General features: G+C 40.9%; 18 protein-coding genes and 1 pseudogene. 3 read left to right on the forward strand and 16 right to left on the reverse strand.

Features of this window, described 5'->3' with window-relative positions:
- Nucleotide 1: 1 nt before the first annotated feature.
- Entirely contained in the window at nt 2-1,249 is a 1,248-nt protein-coding gene (locus QF028_RS15465) for a Zn-dependent hydrolase (protein WP_429466703.1), read from the reverse strand.
- Between the two features lie 286 nt (nt 1,250-1,535).
- On the opposite strand from QF028_RS15465, the gene QF028_RS15470 reads away from it, so the two are divergent.
- Nucleotides 1,536-3,380, forward strand: a complete 1,845-nt coding sequence (locus tag QF028_RS15470; RefSeq protein ID WP_429466705.1) for a helix-turn-helix domain-containing protein — start codon at nt 1,536-1,538, stop codon at nt 3,378-3,380.
- A gap of 56 nt (nt 3,381-3,436) precedes the next feature.
- On the opposite strand, the gene QF028_RS15475 is transcribed toward QF028_RS15470, so the two are convergent.
- The 15 genes and pseudogenes from QF028_RS15475 to QF028_RS15545 form a co-directional block, all read right to left on the reverse strand.
- A complete protein-coding gene (locus tag QF028_RS15475; protein ID WP_429472369.1) occupies nt 3,437-4,744 on the reverse strand; it encodes a uracil/xanthine transporter in 1,308 nt (435 codons plus the stop codon).
- Between the two features lie 39 nt (nt 4,745-4,783).
- Entirely contained in the window at nt 4,784-5,617 is an 834-nt protein-coding gene (locus QF028_RS15480) for an EamA family transporter (protein WP_429466707.1), read from the reverse strand.
- A gap of 160 nt (nt 5,618-5,777) precedes the next feature.
- Nucleotides 5,778-6,713 (reverse strand): manganese-dependent inorganic pyrophosphatase, encoded by a 936-nt coding sequence (locus tag QF028_RS15485; protein WP_215001860.1) that lies wholly within the window; start codon nt 6,711-6,713, stop codon nt 5,778-5,780.
- 112 nt (nt 6,714-6,825) lie between these two features.
- The gene (locus QF028_RS15490) at nt 6,826-7,677 is read right to left on the reverse strand and encodes a GNAT family N-acetyltransferase (RefSeq protein WP_429466709.1); all 852 of its coding nucleotides are present in this window, start codon (nt 7,675-7,677) and stop codon (nt 6,826-6,828) included.
- A 195-nt stretch (nt 7,678-7,872) separates the two neighbouring features.
- Nucleotides 7,873-9,081, reverse strand: a complete 1,209-nt coding sequence (locus QF028_RS15495; protein WP_429466711.1) for an iron-containing alcohol dehydrogenase — start codon at nt 9,079-9,081, stop codon at nt 7,873-7,875.
- 19 nt (nt 9,082-9,100) lie between these two features.
- Entirely contained in the window at nt 9,101-10,624 is a 1,524-nt protein-coding gene (locus tag QF028_RS15500; RefSeq protein WP_429466713.1) for an aldehyde dehydrogenase family protein, read from the reverse strand.
- A gap of 26 nt (nt 10,625-10,650) precedes the next feature.
- On the reverse strand, nt 10,651-11,544 hold the full coding sequence (locus QF028_RS15505) for a R2-like ligand-binding oxidase (RefSeq protein ID WP_429466715.1): 894 nt from the start codon (nt 11,542-11,544) through the stop codon (nt 10,651-10,653).
- Nucleotides 11,545-11,567: 23 nt separating this feature from the next.
- Nucleotides 11,568-13,088 (reverse strand): long-chain-fatty-acid--CoA ligase, encoded by a 1,521-nt coding sequence (locus QF028_RS15510; RefSeq protein ID WP_429466717.1) that lies wholly within the window; start codon nt 13,086-13,088, stop codon nt 11,568-11,570.
- Nucleotides 13,089-13,150: 62 nt separating this feature from the next.
- The gene (locus QF028_RS15515; protein ID WP_429466719.1) at nt 13,151-14,095 is read right to left on the reverse strand and encodes an MBL fold metallo-hydrolase; all 945 of its coding nucleotides are present in this window, start codon (nt 14,093-14,095) and stop codon (nt 13,151-13,153) included.
- Between the two features lie 204 nt (nt 14,096-14,299).
- A pseudogene (locus QF028_RS15520) lies at nt 14,300-14,856 on the reverse strand (beta-ketoacyl synthase N-terminal-like domain-containing protein).
- Nucleotides 14,857-15,100: 244 nt separating this feature from the next.
- The gene (locus tag QF028_RS15525) at nt 15,101-15,874 is read right to left on the reverse strand and encodes an SDR family oxidoreductase (RefSeq protein WP_429466721.1); all 774 of its coding nucleotides are present in this window, start codon (nt 15,872-15,874) and stop codon (nt 15,101-15,103) included.
- 230 nt (nt 15,875-16,104) lie between these two features.
- Entirely contained in the window at nt 16,105-16,506 is a 402-nt protein-coding gene (locus QF028_RS15530) for a MaoC family dehydratase (protein ID WP_429466723.1), read from the reverse strand.
- Nucleotides 16,503-16,952: a MaoC family dehydratase N-terminal domain-containing protein gene (locus QF028_RS15535; RefSeq protein WP_429466725.1), complete on the reverse strand. Its 450-nt coding sequence runs from the start codon at nt 16,950-16,952 to the stop codon at nt 16,503-16,505. The genes QF028_RS15530 and QF028_RS15535 overlap by 4 nt, the downstream gene beginning before the upstream one ends.
- A 20-nt stretch (nt 16,953-16,972) precedes the next feature.
- Nucleotides 16,973-17,737, reverse strand: a complete 765-nt coding sequence (locus tag QF028_RS15540; protein WP_429466727.1) for a beta-ketoacyl-ACP reductase — start codon at nt 17,735-17,737, stop codon at nt 16,973-16,975.
- Nucleotides 17,738-17,789: 52 nt separating this feature from the next.
- Nucleotides 17,790-18,968, reverse strand: coding sequence for an acyl-CoA dehydrogenase family protein (locus QF028_RS15545; RefSeq protein WP_088086948.1), 1,179 nt, complete (start codon nt 18,966-18,968; stop codon nt 17,790-17,792).
- 340 nt (nt 18,969-19,308) lie between these two features.
- Here QF028_RS15545 and QF028_RS15550 point away from each other — a divergent pair, with 340 nt between their 5' ends.
- Nucleotides 19,309-19,461, forward strand: a complete 153-nt coding sequence (locus QF028_RS15550; protein WP_214716880.1) for a YpzG family protein — start codon at nt 19,309-19,311, stop codon at nt 19,459-19,461.
- Between the two features lie 188 nt (nt 19,462-19,649).
- Entirely contained in the window at nt 19,650-20,153 is a 504-nt protein-coding gene (locus QF028_RS15555; RefSeq protein ID WP_429466730.1) for an N-acetyltransferase family protein, read from the forward strand.
- Nucleotides 20,154-20,374 lie beyond the last annotated feature (221 nt).

Below are 20,374 nucleotides of genomic sequence, written 5' to 3' on the forward strand. Positions count from 1 at the left end.
ATTAGTTTGTTGTTACATTTACCTTTTGAACCGCTAGATTAAGTACCGTATGATAAAGAACATTCGCACCGTCTGCACAGTCCTCTTTTGAACTCCATTCAGCTGGATCATGACTAATTCCATTCTTAGAGCGGATGAATATCATTCCCATTGGACATAAATCCAACAATTGCATCCCATCATGTCCTGCTCCACTTGGAAGATAATAACTTTCTAGACCTAATTTTTCAAAAGCTTCTCTTGCAGCATTCTTTACAATTACAGAACATGGGGCTGGTGCAACCCGCTGTAAGTCTTCAATCGTCAATTTAACACCTTGGGTCTTACAAATCTGCCCGGCCTGTTCCCTAATATTCTGCTCTACCCCATCACGGACTACTTCACTTATATCGCGAAGATCTAATGAGAATTCAACCCGACCTGGAATGATGTTAATTCCACCTGGCAGTACCTGAACTTGTCCCACTGTACCAACTGTAGTTCCAGTTTTAGCTGCTTCTGCTTCAATCACTAGCATCACTCTTGCAGCTGTAGTCAATGCATCATGCCTAATGGACATCGGGGTCGCACCTGCATGACCGACTTCTCCTTCTAGAATAAACTTGAGCCATAACGGACCAGCTAATCCTGAAACAATCCCGGCAGAGAGGTTTTGACCTTCAAGGACTTTCCCTTGTTCAATATGAAGCTCGATATATGCTTTAACATCCTCAGGTTTGCGTGCTGCTTTTCCTATCGTTTCTGGCTTTAGACCACTAGCGACAAACGCTTCTGCAATCGTAATCCCCTGTTTATCCTTATTAAGCAATTCTTCTTGCGTAAGGGTGCCAGCGATACCCCTGCTTCCAATCATCCCAAAACTAAATCTTGCCCCCTCTTCATCCGTAAAAGCAATCACTTCAATGGGATGCTCTGTCTCAATATTCTGCTCATTCATGACTTGAAGTGCTTCAACCGCTGCAAGAACACCAAGTGGTCCATCAAAATTCCCACCGTTAAGGACAGAATCTATATGGGAACCAGTTAAAACCACAGATGCATTTGGATTTCCTCCATCTTTCCTGCCAATTAGGTTTCCAACTTCATCCTCACGAACTTTCAGCCCTGCTTCGATCATAAATGCAGCTACAAGATCCTTCGCTGCTCTTTCTTCCGGAGTGAAAGATAAGCGAGTGACTCCGTTTGTGTCTGTTTTCCCAATTTCGCTTAGAAGATTCAACCGACTCCATAATCTTTCTTTGTTAATCAATGCCCTATCCTTTCTGCCACACTCCCGATTAGTTTGTCGCTTTAATGGAATGGCAAGAAATTTTTAATATATTTATAATTATAAAACTTATCAGAATATTTGTTATGTTGTTTTCTACAAAATTTTTAATAAACAATTTGTGTAAAAGCACAAAAATATCACATAAATCTCCCTTTCACCTAATAATTCCTGATAAAAATCACACATCGTCAAGAAGAGTTTGTTACAATAGACAAAAGAAATTTAATTTTTTCATTATTCCTATCATTAGATTGTGAGGTGCAACATGAAGGAAACTCTTAGTCATCGCCAGCTGCAGTCATTAATACACGTCTCCAATGTATTAAACTCATCCTTAGATATCGATAAGATTATAGACTCGATTATGGTACAAACGGTCTCAGTCATTGATGCGGCCCACGGTGGGGTATTATTCATTTATGACCCTAAACAAGATTTGCTTATTCCAAAGTCTGACAGCAATTTCAAGTCAGAAATTACAAGGGTACGGTTAAAACCAGGTGAATCTATGACGGGCCTGGCTTTCACCGCCCAAAAATGCTTGATTTTTCATAACAGAACGGAAGTGGAAAAAGCAACAGCAACCCTGTCAGAAACGAATCATATGCTCATGGATCAATCGATCCCTACACTTCCTTATTCATCTATTTGTGCACCAATCCTATTAAAAGGAGAATGTATTGGAGTTATTACACTTGATTCTTTTGATCAGTCCCTTCACTTTATCCCGGAGGATATTAATCTTCTAACTGCTATTGCCCATCAAGCTGCTGTAGCACTTGAGAAAGCAAACCTTTACAGTGAGCAAGAAGAGACGGTAAGACAGCTGGAGGAATTAAATAACACGATTTCCAAACAAAATGAGATGCTATCACGGTCTGTGGATATCCATAATCGATTGGCTGCCCTTGTTTTACACGGTGAAGGGCTCGATTCGATTATCACTTATTTGAACGAAACAACCGGACACAATGTTTTGTTATACGATGATCTTGGAGAACTGATCTCCTATGCATATAAAGATAGGCTATCCGATGATGAGTTATATACAATAAGGGAATTGGCACAGAATGCGATAAAAACACCTGGAAACGTCCGTTCATTCATTGAAACCAACATGAATAAAGCAAATCAGTGTATAACCGTCCTTCCAATTGGGGCCAAGCCAACGCTTTATGGCTCACTAATTATCGTTTCTCCTGAAAAAATGCGTGATGTTGATATCGCAGCATTGGAGCATGCATGTACCGTTATCTCACTCGAACTTGTAAAGGATCAAGCTATTTTTGATGCACAGGAAAAAATAAATGGGGAGCTCATTGATGTTCTATTTTCTGGAAAAGTAGACGGCACCATTCTTCAAAAAGCGAAACAGATGGATTTCGATCCGATGGGTGATTATTTAGCTGTTATTATCCGGTTAGACGAAATGGACAATACACATAAAAGGAACAGCATCATTCGCCACCTTGTTCAGTTGGCCAACCGAGTATTTTTAAAAAATTCTTTAAAAGGGATGGCTGTTAGAAATCACGACCAAATCGTTGTACTGCTTACTTTTCAACAAAAGGTTTCACCTGCCTATGCACACCATCAAGTTAAAGAGCTGGTGTCTAAATTTCAACAGGAAATCCAAATTAAAAATTGGGGCACTAATGTTTCGATAGGTATTGGGAGAATTCATTCCAGCTTATTAAAAGTTACTAAATCGATGCAGGAGGCAGCGAAATGTCTTCAATTCCTTCAAAGTTATGGAGGGAAAAACCAAGTGATTAGTTATAAAGAACTTGGCGTTCAAAGACTTTTGCTACAAAATACCGAAGAAGAACTTATTGATTTTATCATGGAAGTACTCGGGCCTCTTTTTGAATATGACCAATCCCGTAAAGGCGAACTGCTACCTTCGTTGTTTGCATATCTTGAACACAATCAAAATGCGAAAGAAGCAGCAGAATCCATCCATGTTCATACCAATACATTGATGTATCGGTTAAAAAGGATTGAAGAAATTCTTTCCACTGATTTATCTGATAGTCAACAATTTTTGAATATTCATCTAGCAGTAAGCCTTCATCCTTTTATAAAAGAAAAACTTACTCCACTCGCTTAATACCGATATTAAAAAACAGGGCGCTCCTAATTTAAACGGGGCGCCTTTTTATTTATTCAACTGATCTTTTTTTGGGGACTAGGTATCGATTTCTCTAGTTTGGACCAATCAATTGTATTTTCAAGCACAATCGCAAGCAAAATTCCTACAAGTAAGCCGCTGCTTAAGAGCGGTCGAACAAGCATCGGGATGGAACCAAACATTTCAGCAGGAATATTCATGATCGCAATTCCTAGTAGAACAGGTGCAGCGATTCGATAAATTGTTCTTTGGTTAAAGCGAATTCCATTCAAATTTGTAAGTGCTCCGCTAAATAATTGCAAATAGGCTACAAATAAAACTGCATCCCCGACACTGATGGGCAAAGTAGAAAACAGTTGACTCAGCGCAGGCACCGAACCAAGTAATATAAACAAAGCACCACCAATGACGATTGGTGCCCGATCAAAAATGAGCGTTGACTGTAAAAATCCCAGTGAAGAAATATAGGGTGCATACGGAACCAAACCAAATAGGCCCGATACGATCGAATTAATCCCTGTTAAAACAAATGAGCGGCGGTATTGATTATTTGTGGTTTTCGTCTTTATGATTGGCTCAATCCCTTTTATGGAAGCCATAGTATTCGTTGTATTAACCAAACCAGTGATGACTGCCATCAGAATTAGACCAAAGCTAAAACTAGGTTTCCCCCAAGGAAATAACTGAAAAAGTTCCGTTGATGTACTCGGATTAGTTGGGGGTGATGGAAAAAATAGTGCGTAAACCCCCCACCCAGTTACAATCCCAATTAGGATGGAAAAATTCCGAATCACACCAGGCCCCTTAAGATTAATCCATACAACGAGTATAATTAACAGGACCGATAATCCTGCTGTTGGTATATCAATCTGAGTTGCTGTTCCCAATCCGAGCATCCCTTTTGTAAAAATGACAATAAGCTGGCTCGCGAGCAGAAAAAGCACGGTACTCATAACTACGGGTGTAAATAACCGCTCTAACACCTGTCCCATTCCTAAAGCTCCGAGAATGATAACTAAAGCGCCTGAAATAATAATACCAAGCGCAAGACCACCCCCTATTTCAGTCAAACTAATTCCCGCTGAAGAAGCTGAAGCACAAAGACTTAGGATGGCACCCCACCACAAGCCAGATTGTCCTTCCATAAGTGGATATTTATGCCCAAAAACAGCTTGCAGGATACAGGCTGTCCCTGTATAGATAAATGATCTTTGCAGTGCACTAGCCACCTCAACAGATGATAAGTCAAAGGCATCCCCGATAGTTAACGGGATGACCACAGTATTTGCAAACATGAAAAATAACCATTGCAGACCAGCCAAGAACATGGTGGTCGAGTGCATTCGTTTCACTGTTCATCCCTCCTTTGTTCATTGTTCCCTTTATACGACTGTAATAATAATACCTAAGATTGTAATGACACAAGCAGTTAGCTTAGCGGGCGTAATTTGCTCCTTAAAATAATACCATGATAGGAAAACAGCAAATAACGGTGAAGTGAAAGCGAGTGACACAACAAGTGTTCCATCGGCAAATTTTAAGGCAGTAAAAAGACAAATCCATTGGATGATGACCGTAATTCCGCGTAAACTTAGATGTTTATGCAGGCTCGGAAACCACACCTTTGGACGGTAAACTAGATAGGTAATTAGGGCAATACCGCAGGCTCGATAGAAGTAAAGCGTCACCGGATTTACCCATCCATGAACAAGTAACTGCTGCGAAGGCACCATACTAACTCCAAACACAACTGCTGATGCGATCCCCAATAAATTCCCAGGTTTTTTTAATTCAAGAAATGGAGTCAGCGGGTTCCGACCTTTCAAATTTAAAAAATAAACACCGACCATGATAAATAAAACAGACACAAGTACAAATGGATGAAATCCATATAAGACGCTATTCGGAATAAATGTGAATAATGGTGTTAATGCCATGTAAACGGAAAGGACTGATACCTCGATTTTGTTCATTGCTTTAAAGAATAGTAAATTTCCTAACATATCTAAAAGGACAACTAAGATAAGCAAGGAAATCGAGATCGTGTTCGCTTTAAATAAATAGAGCCACGGTAAAGTAAGTCCGAGAAACAAACCTATGTATGCAAATGATGTAACAATGAAACTATTATTATCCTTCATTTCCCCCACAATTTTCTTAGCATAGAGTGCATTCAATGCATTAAAAAAAGAACTGATCAGTGACAAAAACAGCATCCGTATATTCCTTCCTCTCAATTTAAATATTTGAGAATTTCGATTTTCTAAATATTTAATAGATTACAACAAAAGTCAGTTGATGGAAAGAAGGAATTAATTTTGAGTATTTATAGGGATAGAAAAAACCGTCCATGAAAATGTCCATGGACGGCCTATCTTATAACCCTTTAGTAAAAATATCAGTCAACACAGGTACGATTTGCTTTTTCCGTGATACAACACCCTTTAGGGTAGCTGTGTTATTTGAAAGGGTAACATTATAAGCTTTTTCTACTGCAGCTGTTTTGCTTCCTAAAGCTAAACCAACTGAATCGTTTGTTAAGATATCAGTTACCACAAACAGGAATAAATCTAAGTTCTTTTCTTCGATAATCGTAGAGATCGCCGCTTCTAATTCTTCTTGACGAGCAAGCACATCTGCTGTATCAACCACATTGACTTGAGCAATTTCTACTTTACTTGAGCCCATTTCAAATCCTTTAGCATCTAGGCTTAGCAGTTCGTTAATTGATTTGTCGCGAACATCTGCTCCAGCTTTCAACATTTCAAGTCCATATGCATCTGCATCGACACCAGCAATTTCAGCTAACTCACGTGCTGCTGCCACGTCTTCTGGCGTACAAGTTGGAGACTTAAATAATAATGAATCAGAAATAATCGCAGAAAGCATTAATCCGGCAATTTCTTTGCTTATTTCTTTATTATTCTCTTTGTACATTTTATTTAAGATCGTTGCTGTACACCCAACAGGCTCGCAGCGGTAATATAACGGATCACTTGTTTCAAAGTTAGCAATCCGGTGGTGATCGATTACTTCTAATACACGAACTTCAGCGATATCATTTGCACTTTGCTGGCGCTCATTGTGATCAACTAGGATGACCGCGTTTACTTCACTTGAAACTGCTTCAACAAGGCGTGGAGCCTCTGCATTAAACTGGTTTAGTGCATATTGTGTTTCACCATTTACTTGTCCTAAGCGCACTGGTTCAACATCCATACCCAATTGTTTTTTTAAGTCTGCATAGGCAATAGCAGAACAAATCGTATCTGTGTCAGGATTTTTATGACCGAAAATAAGTACTTTTTCCATTTTATTTCTCCTAATCTGATGAATTTATGTAGGTCAAGCCCAATCTACCTGAGAATGGCCCTAACGAAAATTATATAATATTATGAATTAGGATTCAAAAAAATTTTTTAAATTACATTTTTTTTATCATTTGGACTTGCTCCGTTTTTTTCTCAAAGCCTAAATCTAGTAAGAATAGGATAACAGGATTTGATAATATGGAATTAATTGTCATGAAGTTGACGGGCTTTTGATGTTCTCCAGATATAGAAGTGAAAATAGACTTTATCGTTTCCTTTTTAATGTCATTGAATAGTTCAAGCTGATATAAAATTACTTTTTCCAGTTGCCCGTCCTGGTTCCACACTCTCTTAAATAATGAATATCCTAATGGCTTTTGATTACTGTCGAAATAGATCTGTGTTTCACCCGACTTAACACTCTGCCACTGACATTGCCATGGAACCTTTTCATTATAAAAATGGAAAGTTGGCAGTTGCTCGGGCCGGATAGATTTAAAGGCAATGGGAGTGTGATCAAACGCTATGGTCCCATTTAGATAAACAAGTGAATTAATTATTTCATAGCCATGACTTTTATATAATCGAATGGCCCTTTCATTTTCCTTAATGGCTTCAAGTGTGGCAATCTCGACCTCTTCTTCGGAGTAAACTTTTATGGCTGCCTCCATTAAAAGATTTGAAACACCCATTCCACGGTATTTGGGGGCGATTCCTGTCCCGCCATTCCATGCAGTTTTTTTTCCGTCGATCACACGAAATCCATTTAATACAATCGCTACAGGGTCTTCTCCATCAAAAGCAACTAAAGAGTGCTTCAAAGATAATCCTTCATTTACCAATCGGTTAAAAAACAATTCGGCAGTCATTTCCATTTGCACAAAATAACCTTCAAACCCCCGATTCCAAGCCGTTATCGTATCTTGGATGGTGCATTCTGTTAATCTTTTAAATGTAATTTTCATATTTTCAACCCTTTCTGGCGGATGGCTTCCTTTTACTGGCGGATGGCTCCTTTTACTGGCGGATGGCTCCTTTTACTGGCGGATGGCCTCTTTTTAATGGCGACTAAGGTTCTTCCTTTGGTATGTATAACTAAATTCAGCAATTTATTAAACCCAGCCAGCTTGTCTTCGCGCTGGCTGGGTCACATTAAAAATCTATTTCACCGGCAAGGGAACAACCTTTTGCCCAATTGCCGCAATTAATTCTTTTGGCATTGGGAAGCTTAATGCAGCTGGGTCCTTCATGACCGCTGGAATCGCCATCTGGAGTGCCTCTTCGCTAATGTTGAATTGCTTGAAATCAGCCGGTAATCCTACCTTATACTGAAGCAATTTAATTTTCCCAATCACTTTTGCTAATGCCGTTTGCGGGGTATCTCCCTTTACATCCACGTTCAAGGCTTGTGCCAATTCAGCAGCCTTTGGCAGATATAAATCAGGAACCATTTCCATGACCACCGGTAAAAAGACAGCATTTGCTAAGCCATGTGGAATTCGGAACAAGGCCCCGTACGCGTGAGCCATATTGTGAACAGGAATCGCATTTAAGGCGAAACTGAAAGCGGTGATCCCCATTAAGCTAGCTTGCAATAAATCCATGCGGGCATCAAGGTTCGAACCATCAACAACGGCAACTGGTAGATTTTTTTCAATAAGGCGAATTGCATGAAGGGCATAGGCATCGGTTAAACCTGTTGCGGTTGGTGATGCGAGCGCCTCGATGGCATGCGTTAAGGCATCAAATCCTGTAAATGCCGTAATGACTGGTGGTAGTCCGACGGTTAAATCTGGATCCAAGATCGCCATATCGGCATTAATAAACGGATTGATGATATTCGTCTTCATTTGAATTTCTTCATTAAAAATAACGGCAATCGGTGATACCTCTGAACCGGTTCCCGCGGTAGTCGGAATGGCAATATGGGGAATCGACATGTAATTTGCTTTTGGGAATGACTCGTACAACAAACCGCCAGGGATCGCCTCTTTTATATCTGTCAATCCTTTGTGGAGCGCATACTTTACCCCTTTTACGGTATCCAGGACACTGCCCCCGCCAACTGCAAGTAACGAATCTGCACCTATTTCTCTTGCATAGCGGACAGCTTCATTGATGCAGCTGCTTTCGGCATCTTGTTTGATATCAAGGAATTGACCGACAAGTTCTGGGCCAGAGCCATGACCTGTCAGCGAAAAAATATCGGCCACTTTTTCAACAATTCCTGCTGCTTCTAGTCCTCTATCACTTAAAAGGAGCACCCGTTTGGCACCCAGACCAGCAAAAAGACTGGGGACCATCGCCCTTGAGTTTGAACCGCTGTATATACCCGTACGTAACATAAACTGTGATAAGGTTGTTTTCATTTTCATCCTCACCTCTTCATTAGTTTTTGCCAAACAGAATTCCATACCAATTGCGTCGATCTAGTTCAGGCGACATCGATGTGTGGACATGCTTTACCTGGGTATAGGCATCGAGTGAATGCTGTCCCATTTCTCTGCCAATTCCGCTTTGTTTGTACCCGCCAAACGGGGCATCACTTCTGAGCATATGCCATTCATTAATCCAGACCACGCCCGCCTGCAGTTTTCTAGCCACCGCGTAGGCTTTATTGACATCACGTGTCCAAACTCCTGCAGCTAAGCCATAAATCGTATCATTGGCCATTCGAATCGCATCGTCCAGATCAGAATAACGAATCACACAGAGGACTGGGCCGAAAATTTCTTCTTGGGCAATTTTCATATCATTGGTGACATTTGTGAAAATCGTTGGTTCGATGAAATGTCCTTCCTCACAGCCATCAACCTTAACTTCCTTGCCACCACAGACAAGGGTCGCGCCTTCTTGTTTACCTGCTTCAATATAGGAAAGGATGGTTTCCTTTTGCTTTTTCGAGATTACTGGACCAACATCGGTGGTCGGATCAAGTGGATTCCCAAGCTTTAATTTACTTGTGAGAGCAACTAAACCTGCAACCACTTGGTCATACAGCTTATCTGGTACAAATAAACGCGCCCCTGATTCACAAAGCTGACCGGAATGGAGAAATACTCCAAATAGACTTCCAGGAAGAGCAATACTAAGATCGGCATCCTCTAAAAGGATATTAGGTGATTTTCCACCTAGTTCTAGTGTGGTTTTCTTAATCGTCCCAGCAGCAATTCCCATAATTCGTCTGCCAACCTCAGTCGAACCAGTGAATGCCACTTTATCGACCTTTGGGTGGTTAACTAAAGCTTCGCCCACTTCCGCACCAGAACCTGAGACAACGTTAATTACACCTGGAGGGACCACGGTTGAAATAATTTCTGCTAACTTCAAAGTGGACAGTGGCGTGTAGCTGGCAGGCTTGATCACAATTGTATTCCCCATCGCCAGTGCCGGTGCAATCTTCCAGGTAGCAATCACCATTGGCAAGTTCCAAGGAGTAATCGCTGCACATACACCGATTGGTTCACGCCAAATAAAATTATGTGCTGGTCCTGGGAATGGCGGCACTGGCAGTGTCTCCGAGAATGGATACTCAACCGTAAAATTGGCCAATGTTTGGAACAAGTCAACCATTTGCAAAATATCACTATTGCCAATTCGGCGTACTGTTCCACCTGAGCTAATCGCTTCTAAGTATGCTAGTTCCTCGGCATGTTCGGCGATTTGATAGGAAATCGCATATAACACCTTGGCTCGGTCTTTTGGCTTCATGTCTTTCCAGTCACCCTGATCAAATGCCTCACGGGCCGCATTTACAGCACGGTCAACATCTTCCGTAGTTCCTTTTGCTACTCTAGCTACAAGTTCACCATTTGCCGGGTTCAATACATCAAACGTTTCTTGACTGGAAGCTGGCTCCCACTTTCCGTTAATAAAATGGGGAAATGTTTGCACATCAACCTTTACTGTCATGATAATTCCTCCTTTTCTAAAATCACTTATAGCACTCCTAACTCACTATCTGTGTATCTATAAATCTCTTCGATTTTTTTGCCTTGTGCCCGTGCTAAGATTTCCATTCGGACCGAGAGTTGTTTTAAGGTAAAGTTCATGATATCTGCAGGATCCCCGCCGAATGCACTTACCTCTCTTCCTGCGATGCCTTCTTGATTTAGCCTAATCGCTAATGGGGTCAGCTCGCCCATCTTGGCTGCCACAAAATCAAAGAGATGTGGATGTTCACAAATTAACCGTTGCAAAAGGAAAGTCCCATAGCCAATATGCCTGGACTCATCCTTTTTTAAATTACCAACACCTTCAAGCAATCCTGGCATGATACCCGCGGTTTCTAATGTTTGATAGAAAGAATAATAACCGGTTTCTGCTAATACTCCTTCAACAAACATGTTGTACACTACGGATGCCTCGGCGATCGCTTCTGGGGATTGGTCGGAAATCAGCCGTTCCATTGTTGTTGGGAGAATCTCATAGAATATCTTCTGATAGGTTTCGGTATGAAAGTGAGATAAGTCCCCTCGCTCCCCGATTGCATTCAAAACTAGCCGGAAAAATTCGGTATGTTTCGCTTCCTCGTATAAAAAGGTCGTCAAAAACATTTCTTCCTCAAGGCGCCCTTCTTTCGCAATCGCCATAATCAGTGGAAGAAGATCTAATGTAACCGCTTCCTCGCCGGCTTGAAATTGAGAAATAAGCCGCAAGATATCTACTTGTTGTTCCGCATTTAGTGTTTTCCAGTCCTTTTGGTCCTGACTGAAATCAATATCTGCTGGGTTCCAGGTTCCTAACCGTTTTGCTTTTTGGAATAAGCGGTACGGGAAAGAATCTTCAAGCAAACCTCGACTGCTAGTTGTTATTATGGTTCTTTTTTCCATATATGTTCTCCTCCTTTTTTCCTTTACGGTTTGATTACAATTTCTGATGCCCGCTTGCGGAGATGCGTCTTTAATATTTTCCCGACACCATTCCTTGGCAGTGCCTCTAGGAAAACGATTCTTCGCGGTGTTTTGTTTTTTGCTAAATGGTCCTGGCAATAGTGAATTAAATCCTCTTCCGTTACTTTTGCACCGGGTTTTTTCACGACACAGGCAACCATTTCTTCTCCCATTCGTTCATCAGGAACACCTACAACCGCTGCCTCAAAAACTTGTTCATGAGCATTTAATATTTCTTCGACATCACGAGGATACACATTAAATCCTCCTCGAATAATTAAATCCTTCTTTCGGTCAACAATATAGACATAGCCATCGTCATCGATCCGGGCCATATCGCCTGTAAATAACCACGAACCTTTTAAGACACGGCTGGTTTCTTCCGAATTTTGATAGTAGCCGGGCGTGACACTATCACCTCGGACTATTAACTCCCCTACTTCTCCGGCTTGAACTTCCTTGCCATTTTCATCGACGATTTTCAACTCTACCCCAGGAATCGGTATTCCAACAGAGCCTGGTTTTATTTCGATCCCTTTGCGATGAGCAGTAACAACCGGTGCAGCCTCTGATAACCCATAGCCCTCGTACACTTTTGCGCCAAATTTTTGTTCAAAAGCATGCAATAAGGCAACCGGCAGCGGTGCAGACCCGGAACCAACTGATTCAAGACTGGAGGTATTATATTGGTCGGCGTGTGGATAAGATACTAAGGCATGAATCATCGCGGGAACAGCTGAGAACGTCTTAACCTGATGTCTTTCAATCGCTTTAAATACCTCCTGTGTATCAAAGCTTGAAAAAATAACGATAGAGCTGCCTGTTAGAAAGCAAATATTCGAAATCGTTAAGCCATACACATGAGCAAGCGGCAGGACTCCAAGTGTTGTGCCCCGCTCTGTTTCATTATGCTTTGCTGAATTCTCGGCATTAGAATATAAGTTTTTATGGGTTAATAGCACCCCTTTTGGATTTCCAGTCGTACCTGAGGTATATAGAATGACTGCTGTATCATCTGAGTTCACACCATCGACAAGTTGATTTTCGGCGGGGACAAACACGTCATAAAAGTTTTTCGCACGTTCGTCTGATGGCAGATCAACAACAATTAACTGTGGTTTAGCCGGTAATCCTTCAAATGAACTTTCAACATTATTCCTTACTGCGGAGGAGGTAATTACTGCTTTTGCGCCAGAATTTCGTGCTATGTAGTGAAGCTCCTTTGGATGCAAAGTAAACATAACCGGGACTATCGTTGCTCCTGCTCTGGTAATTCCCTGATAGGCAAAGAGGACCTCAGGACAATTGGGCATACAAACTATTACTCTGTCACCCTTAGCAATTCCAAGATTTCGCAAACCACATGCAAATTGGTCCGAGAATTGCTTCGTTTCAATATTAGTGAACGTCTTTTCTTTGTAAAATAAAAAAGGATACTCACCATACTCGGCGATATTTGTTTCCAGCAGGTCTTTCAACTTCACAACATCCGCTCCCTTTTTAAAAATCTTATCAAACACCCGAAGGTATAGGACTACCACTATTACTAGGTCGAACGATAAATAACAACTGAATCTTTTTGCTCATAACTAACCTGCTGTCTTTCTTCAAGTAAATCCAAATGGCCTTGAATTTGTGATAATCCTAAGAACACGGTATTCCCCTGCAATCGTGGATACATTTGCCTGCAGATTTCATAGATGGATTTTCCTCCTGTTGAAAGAATCGCTAGAATCTGTTCACACCGCTTTTCCTGTTCTAGTAATCTTGTTTTGATCAAGGATAAATGATCACTAAATGCCTCGCCGTGACCAGGGTAAATCATTTCCAACTGCAGTCGGCTTACTTTTTCAAGCGAGTCTCGGTATTGCATTAACGGCCTCGGACGATTGACCTCGCCCGGATTAGGTGGCTCGATAAAGGCATTCACGGAAAAAGACTTTAATAAATGGTCGCCGGCAAAGGTATCGCCTGTTTCTTGGTTCCATAGTAAAATATCAGATTGGCTGTGGCCGGGAACATGAATTACCTCATACCTCTTTCCACCTAAAGGAATAACATCACCTTCATTTAGATAGGTAATATTCCGCCACTTTTCCTCGTTAAATGGCCGTTCGATGATGTGAATGAATGGATCGGCACCACAGTTCGTTAAAAACTTGTGAAAAAAAGCCTGCACTCGCCGATACTCTTCCACACCAACATTAATCGAACCTCTCGCCTGTTCATGGACATAGATTGGCACATCTATTTCTTCCAAAATGTAAGGAATTGCACCCGCATGGTCGATATGGATGTGAGTAAGGACAATCTGATCAATATCCTTCAATGTAACGCCATGCTTATGTAGTTTACTTTTGAGTTGTTGAAAGGACGCTTTACCTGGGTTACCCGTGTCGATTAACGTAACTGAATCACCAATCGCCAAAAAGGCATTGACCGTACCCTCAGCAAAATGGGTTTCTAATTCAAGCGGTACAATTCTAAACAATTTAATACCCCTCCCTACTAAAACATTATTTAACTATCACTTTTTGACAGGAGGAACGACCTAAGCACTATCAAAACTATATTTCTTTTTCATAAGAAATATGATTAAGTTGCAGGGAGCTTACCAAGATTGGCCCACTCCCCCTGTTGAGATATTTTACTGAAGCTTATTTTTGCTTCACCATCTGGTGCCTGACACTAATGATTATTCACGCTCTATGATCGTTGCAATTCCTTGTCCGCCTCCAATACAGGCGGTGATCAGGGCATATTTTCCAGCTGATCGTTTTAATTCATAGATTGCTTTTGTGACGAGGATGGCACCTGTTGCCCCGAGTGGATGTCCGTGGGCAATAGCGCCACCGTTTTTATTTACTTTTTCAAGGTCCATCCGAAATAAGGGGCCCGGCTCATGCTTTCTGTCCCGCCAGCAATATAGACATCCCCATCCCCGGCACGTATTGCTTGGGCAGCAAGATTGATAGCATTCAGTCCTGACCCGCACTGACGGTCTACTGTTATTCCTGGCAAATCTAGCGATAACTCCGTCTGTAAGGCTGTTAATCTAGCGATATTTCCACCGCCGGACAAGACATTTCCAAAAATAACATCGTCTATGATTTCCGGATTAATATTGGCGCGTTTAACTACTTCTTTAATAACTTCTGCCCCCAATACGTGGGCAGGAACACCTGCAAGAGCACTTCCTTGTCTGCCAATCGCAGTTCTGACGGCTGAAACGATGACCGCATCTCTTTTCATTACGCTTTCACCCCTTGGAATATTGAATGTTGAACTTTTTAATAGAATTTCAAGTAATTTTAGGATATTTTACTGTTCTTTCTATCTAAATAACCCTGTTAGGAGTCATCTTTTTTGAAAAATAGGATTCTATTAGCAAAACTTCTGGTTTTATCAGCGAATTCCTCAGTTTTATGGGCGAATCCCACGGTTTTATGGGCGAATCTGCTAATTCAATCAGCGAATCTCATTTTGGTGATAATATTTACATCGCATGCGCCCCTCCATCGACAACCACGATATCTCCCGTCACAAAGTCCGAAGCTGGTGCAGCTAGGAATAAGGCAACGCCTTTAAGATCATTATCGGTACCAAATTTCCTTAATGGTGTCCCTTCCAGAATGGCTTCTCCCCCTTGATCAAGCAGCCCTTTTGACATTTTCGTCGGGAAAAAACCTGGGGCAATCGCATTTACATATATGCCACTAGGTCCCCACTTAACAGCTAAATCTTTAGTAAAAGTAATCACAGCCCCTTTACTAGAGTTGTAGCCAATTGCATTCATATACTTTGGATTACTGCCCTTTAAACCAGCCACTGATGCAATGTTAATTATTTTTCCTGATTTTTGTTCGAGCATCACTTTTCCAACCGCCTGTGACATTAAGAAGGTACCAGTAACATTTACATCCATGACCTTTTTCCAAGCTTCGAGCGGCATTTCCTCGACTGGTGCTCCCCAAGAGGCACCGCTATTATTTACGAGAATATCGATTCTCCCAAATCGTTCAATCGTCCGCTTGACGACATTCTTGATATCTTCGGGGCTGGTGACATCACATTTTAAGGCAAAACTCTCCACACCCAGTCTTTTTATGCCTTCGCTTACTTCCTCACAGGCTTCCAATTTTCTTGAACAAACCACTACATTTGCACCTGCTTCCGCAAAGCCTTCAGCGATTTGCTGGCCAAGTCCCCTGCCGCCGCCTGTTACAATAGCTACTTTTCCCGTTAAATCAAACAACTCTTTCACATTCATTGATCGTTCCTCCTATTAAAAGCATCATTGAGCCCGTTACCACCAAAACCGGTGAAAAGCTTCCTGCACTTCCCTATATAGACAACCACTAAATACTAACCAGTTGGTATGTAGATATTTCTTATAATACCAAAATTTTCATATTATTCACATCCGACTTGATAACAATAAACCCAGCAGCAAGAAGGTTTTTTTCTTCTTGGTGCCGGGTCTAAATATACTTCATGTAATCAATATTGGTGATAGACTACCTCACCTTTTAATACTTCATTTCCTTGTTGATTGACTGCTTGGACCGTAAAGCGCAGATTTTGTTCCTGCTTTTCTTTCAGTGTCGCTTTCAGTGTAATCACATCATTTAAAAATACCATTCCTTTAAAACGGATCGAGTAATCCTGTATGAAGCCTTCGTCATAATAAGTAGTAAAAAGCTTTGCAAGGTTCCCCATTGTCCACATTCCATGGGCAATTATTCCTGGTAATCCTGCTTTTTTCGCCTCATCATCAATCGTGTGTATTGGGTTAAAGTCTCCTGAAGCACCCGCATACTTGATTAAGTCAAGACGCGAAACAGGCTCCAATTGAATTTCTTTGACCGATTCTCCAACTTGTAATTCAGTAAGAGTACTCATTGTGCCAACACCTTCCTCACAGCTTCAGAGATGACAATCGTTGAGGATGAGCTAAAAATTAAAGCGCCGGATAGATCCTCACCGTAATTTTCCACAACCAGGAATCCCATTTTCCCAAAGCTCCCTTTTTTCTCAAAGTAGCTTTTTACTTTGGAATAACAGTAAATTGTTTCGCCAACCCTTAATGGCCGCTCGTAATGAAATCTTTGTTCCCCGTGGATTAGACCATTATTGGGAAGATTTAATCCTTCGGTGACACCATAATCAAAAGTTCTTGGAAAGGTAGGAGGTGCAATGTTGGCTTTGTTTCTTGAATTTCTTCCAGTTTCTTCATCAAAATAAATGGGATGAAGGTCACCAATCGCCTCCGCAAATTTTTTGACTGCTCCTCTTTCAACTTCATTTTTAACCTTGTTTGATTGTTTGCCTATCTGGTCTTTAAACAATTCATCCTCACCTCACCTAATTAACATTTTGGTCCGCCGGCAACATAAATTACTTGGCCATTCACGAAAGACGATTTTTCATCAGCAAAGAAGGCTACTGTATTGGCAATGTCTTCTGGCTTGCCACTTCTGCCGACTGGAATATGTGCCACACTTGCTTGAATTAATTGCTCAAAAGGAATGCCGATTCTGGCAGCGGTTTCCTTTGTCATCTCCGTTTCAATAAATCCTGGCGCCACTGAGTTTGCTGTAATCCCATATCTTCCCAACTCAATTGCGAGTGTTTTTGTAAAGCCCTGCAAGCCGGCCTTTGCCGCCGCATAATTGGCTTGACCGCGATTTCCAAGTGCTGATGTCGAAGAAATATTGATGATACGCCCATATTTATTTTCGACCATATATTTTTGTGCAGCTCGGGCTGCATTGAATGATCCTTTTAAGTGCACATCCATAACGGTCTGCCAATCTGAATCGGTCATTTTAAAAAATAGATTATCGCGGATTACCCCGGCATTGTTCACGAGGATATCTACGGAGCCAAATGCCTCATAAACCTCTTTCATTGCATCTTCAACCTGCTCGGCATCAACGACGTTTGCAACCTTTGAATAAACGTCATAACCTTTTTCTTTTAATTCACTAGTTGTTTCACTTAACGCCTCTTCGTTCAAATCTATTATAGCTACCTTTGCTCCTTCTTGTGCAAAAAGCTCGACAATCCCTTTGCCGATTCCACGGCTTCCACCCGTAACAAAAGCAACTTTTCCCGTAAATCTGCCTGCCATTTCTATTCCTCCTGAGTTTAATAAATTTATAGATTGCGCTTACATTAATTTCTTACACGTATTGACCAATCTTCACATGACCTTTAATCAGGTTACGTGCGATAATCATTCGTTGGATTTCGTCTGTGCCGTCGTAAATTCTCCATAGTCTTGCTTCACGATACCAGCGCTCAATTGGTAATTCTCTTGTATACCCCATCCCGCCGTGAATTTGAAGGACACGGTCAACGACGTTGTTGCCCATATTTGCACCATATAATTTTGCCATCGATGCTACGTGTCGATTATCTTCCCCATGATCTAGAGTAAAGGCAGCGTTCAAGACTAGCCATCTTGCTGCTTCAATTTCAACCGCAGAATCTGCGATTTGCCATTGGATTGCTTGTCTTTCAGCAATAGGTTTCCCAAATGTAACCCGTTCCTTGGCATAATCAATCGCCATTTGCAGCAAGCGTTCAGCGGCACCGACTGCTCTTGCCCCAACAACCCAGCGTGCAAACCCAATCCACTCGAGACCGAGATTATACCCCTTGTGTAATTCACCCAGAATATTTTCCTCCGGAACACGGACATTATCGAATACTAAGCCGGCTGGACCCCATTCTCCCATTGTATGTATATACTCTGATTTCCAGCCCATATCGCGATCAACAATAAAGCATGTAACCCCTTCGCGGCCTTGTGTTGATTGATGTCGTTCCTTATCCGTAATCGCTATCGCCATAACGAAGTCCGCTTCGTTTCCGCCGGTAATGAACGTTTTTTCACCATTTAGAACCCATTCACTTCCGTCTTTCACAGCTGTCATTTTGATATTTCGGGTATCAGAACCAGCACCTGGCTCGGTCATTGCAAAGCAGGACTTTTTCTCACCATTTATTGTTGGAAGTAAGTATTTTTTCTTTTGTTCTTCGTTACCATAGTAAAGAATATTATCTGCTCCACCGCCGAACTGGAATGGGACAAAGGTTTTTGACACTTCCATTAACACAATTGCCATCATCATTTGACCAAGATCTGCACCACCATATTCCTCTGGAGTGTTAATTCCCCAAAAACCTGCTTCCTTCGCTTTTAGTTGCAGCTCTTTTAGTTTACTTGCAGGAAGACTCGGTTTACCTTCTCGTTCATTACGAAGTACATCGTTTTCAAGAGGAATCAGTTCTTTTTCTACGAATCTTCTAATTGTTTTTTGGACCATTTTTTGTTCATCAGTCAATCGTAAATACATACCATTCACTCCATTCTTATTCTTAACATCAAGTTTAATGCCGTTAATTTATAATATGCTGAACCGATAGCAGGCATACCTACCGGTTGGTATGTTAACTTTATTTTATTCCGAACTTTCAGATAATACAAGTTAATATTTTCCTAATAAAAAAAATTTCTCTAGCTACTTCACTAAAGGACTTTTCAGATGTGTTTTAAAGCGATTTCACATTTGTGAGAATAAATAAATCCGTTAAAAAATTCATTTTTGGTGACTAATTTCCTTTCAATTTACAAAAGATAATGGTGATATTCATTAGAATATCGTCGTTTCAAATCCTTTGATGAGGTGATTTTAGATGAGTTATAAAGACCATTTAGATCCGCACTCAGAGCTCTTTCACCACCATACGACGCGTCCAAAACGTCAAAATTCACAAGTGAATGGGCAAACTCAAGTGACGCACAACACGATCATCTTAAGGAGCAATGCCAAGGCCCACCGTTGGTAAGGCTTAGGCAAAGAAACGAGTAATGGCAGCATAAACAATTACTGTCATTAGAAATGACCTTTTCTCGAACAGCAATTTCGAGAAAAGGTTTTTCTTTTTCTAAGTAATTTGTTATTACAATATTGATAATGTTTGTTCCAAAAGATATCATAAAATCTATTAAGAAAAAAACGGGAGTGGAACATGACATGTTTGATGACTTTACGATTAGAGATGCCGATATGTGTGATTTGCCTGTAATTGTTGATATATACAATACAACCATAGCAAGTAGGATGGTTACAGCCGATCTTGAACCAATATCAGTTGAAAACAGAGTTCAATGGTTTAACGATCATTCATCAACCTTTCGTCCATTATGGGTTGTAGAAAATCAAGGAGAAATTTGCGCATGGGTTAGTTTCCAATCTTTTTACGGCAGGCCCGCCTATAATGCGACAGCAGAAATTAGTATCTATATTCATCCCGACTTTCGAGGCAGGAAACTTGGTAAATATTTAATCCAAAAAGCAATCGATGCCTGTCCAAGTCTGCAAATCAAAACCTTACTAGGTTTTATTTTTGGTCATAATGAAGCTAGCATTAAACTTTTCTCAAGTTTTGGATTTGAAAAATGGGCACAGCTTCCGAATGTGGCTGAGCTGGATGGCATTGAACGTGATTTAGTTATCCTTGGAAAAAGACTCTTCTAAAAATCTTGAAATCGAAGAACAGATAGCTTATGGAATACACTCCATAAGCCTTTTCCATGTAGGCAATCAGATAATAATGTAGTAAAAGTTTTTATAGTTATTAATATTTCAAGCGTTGCATTATTCCAATATAATGGATTATCTAGTACTATAGACTAAGGAGTAATAAATACTCACTACTCCTTGTTTTTAATAAACTTTATTCCTTGAAGAGAACTGGA

Origin of the sequence: Neobacillus sp. B4I6 (genome assembly GCF_050434045.1) — a bacterium.
Lineage (GTDB): Bacteria > Bacillota > Bacilli > Bacillales > Cytobacillaceae > Neobacillus.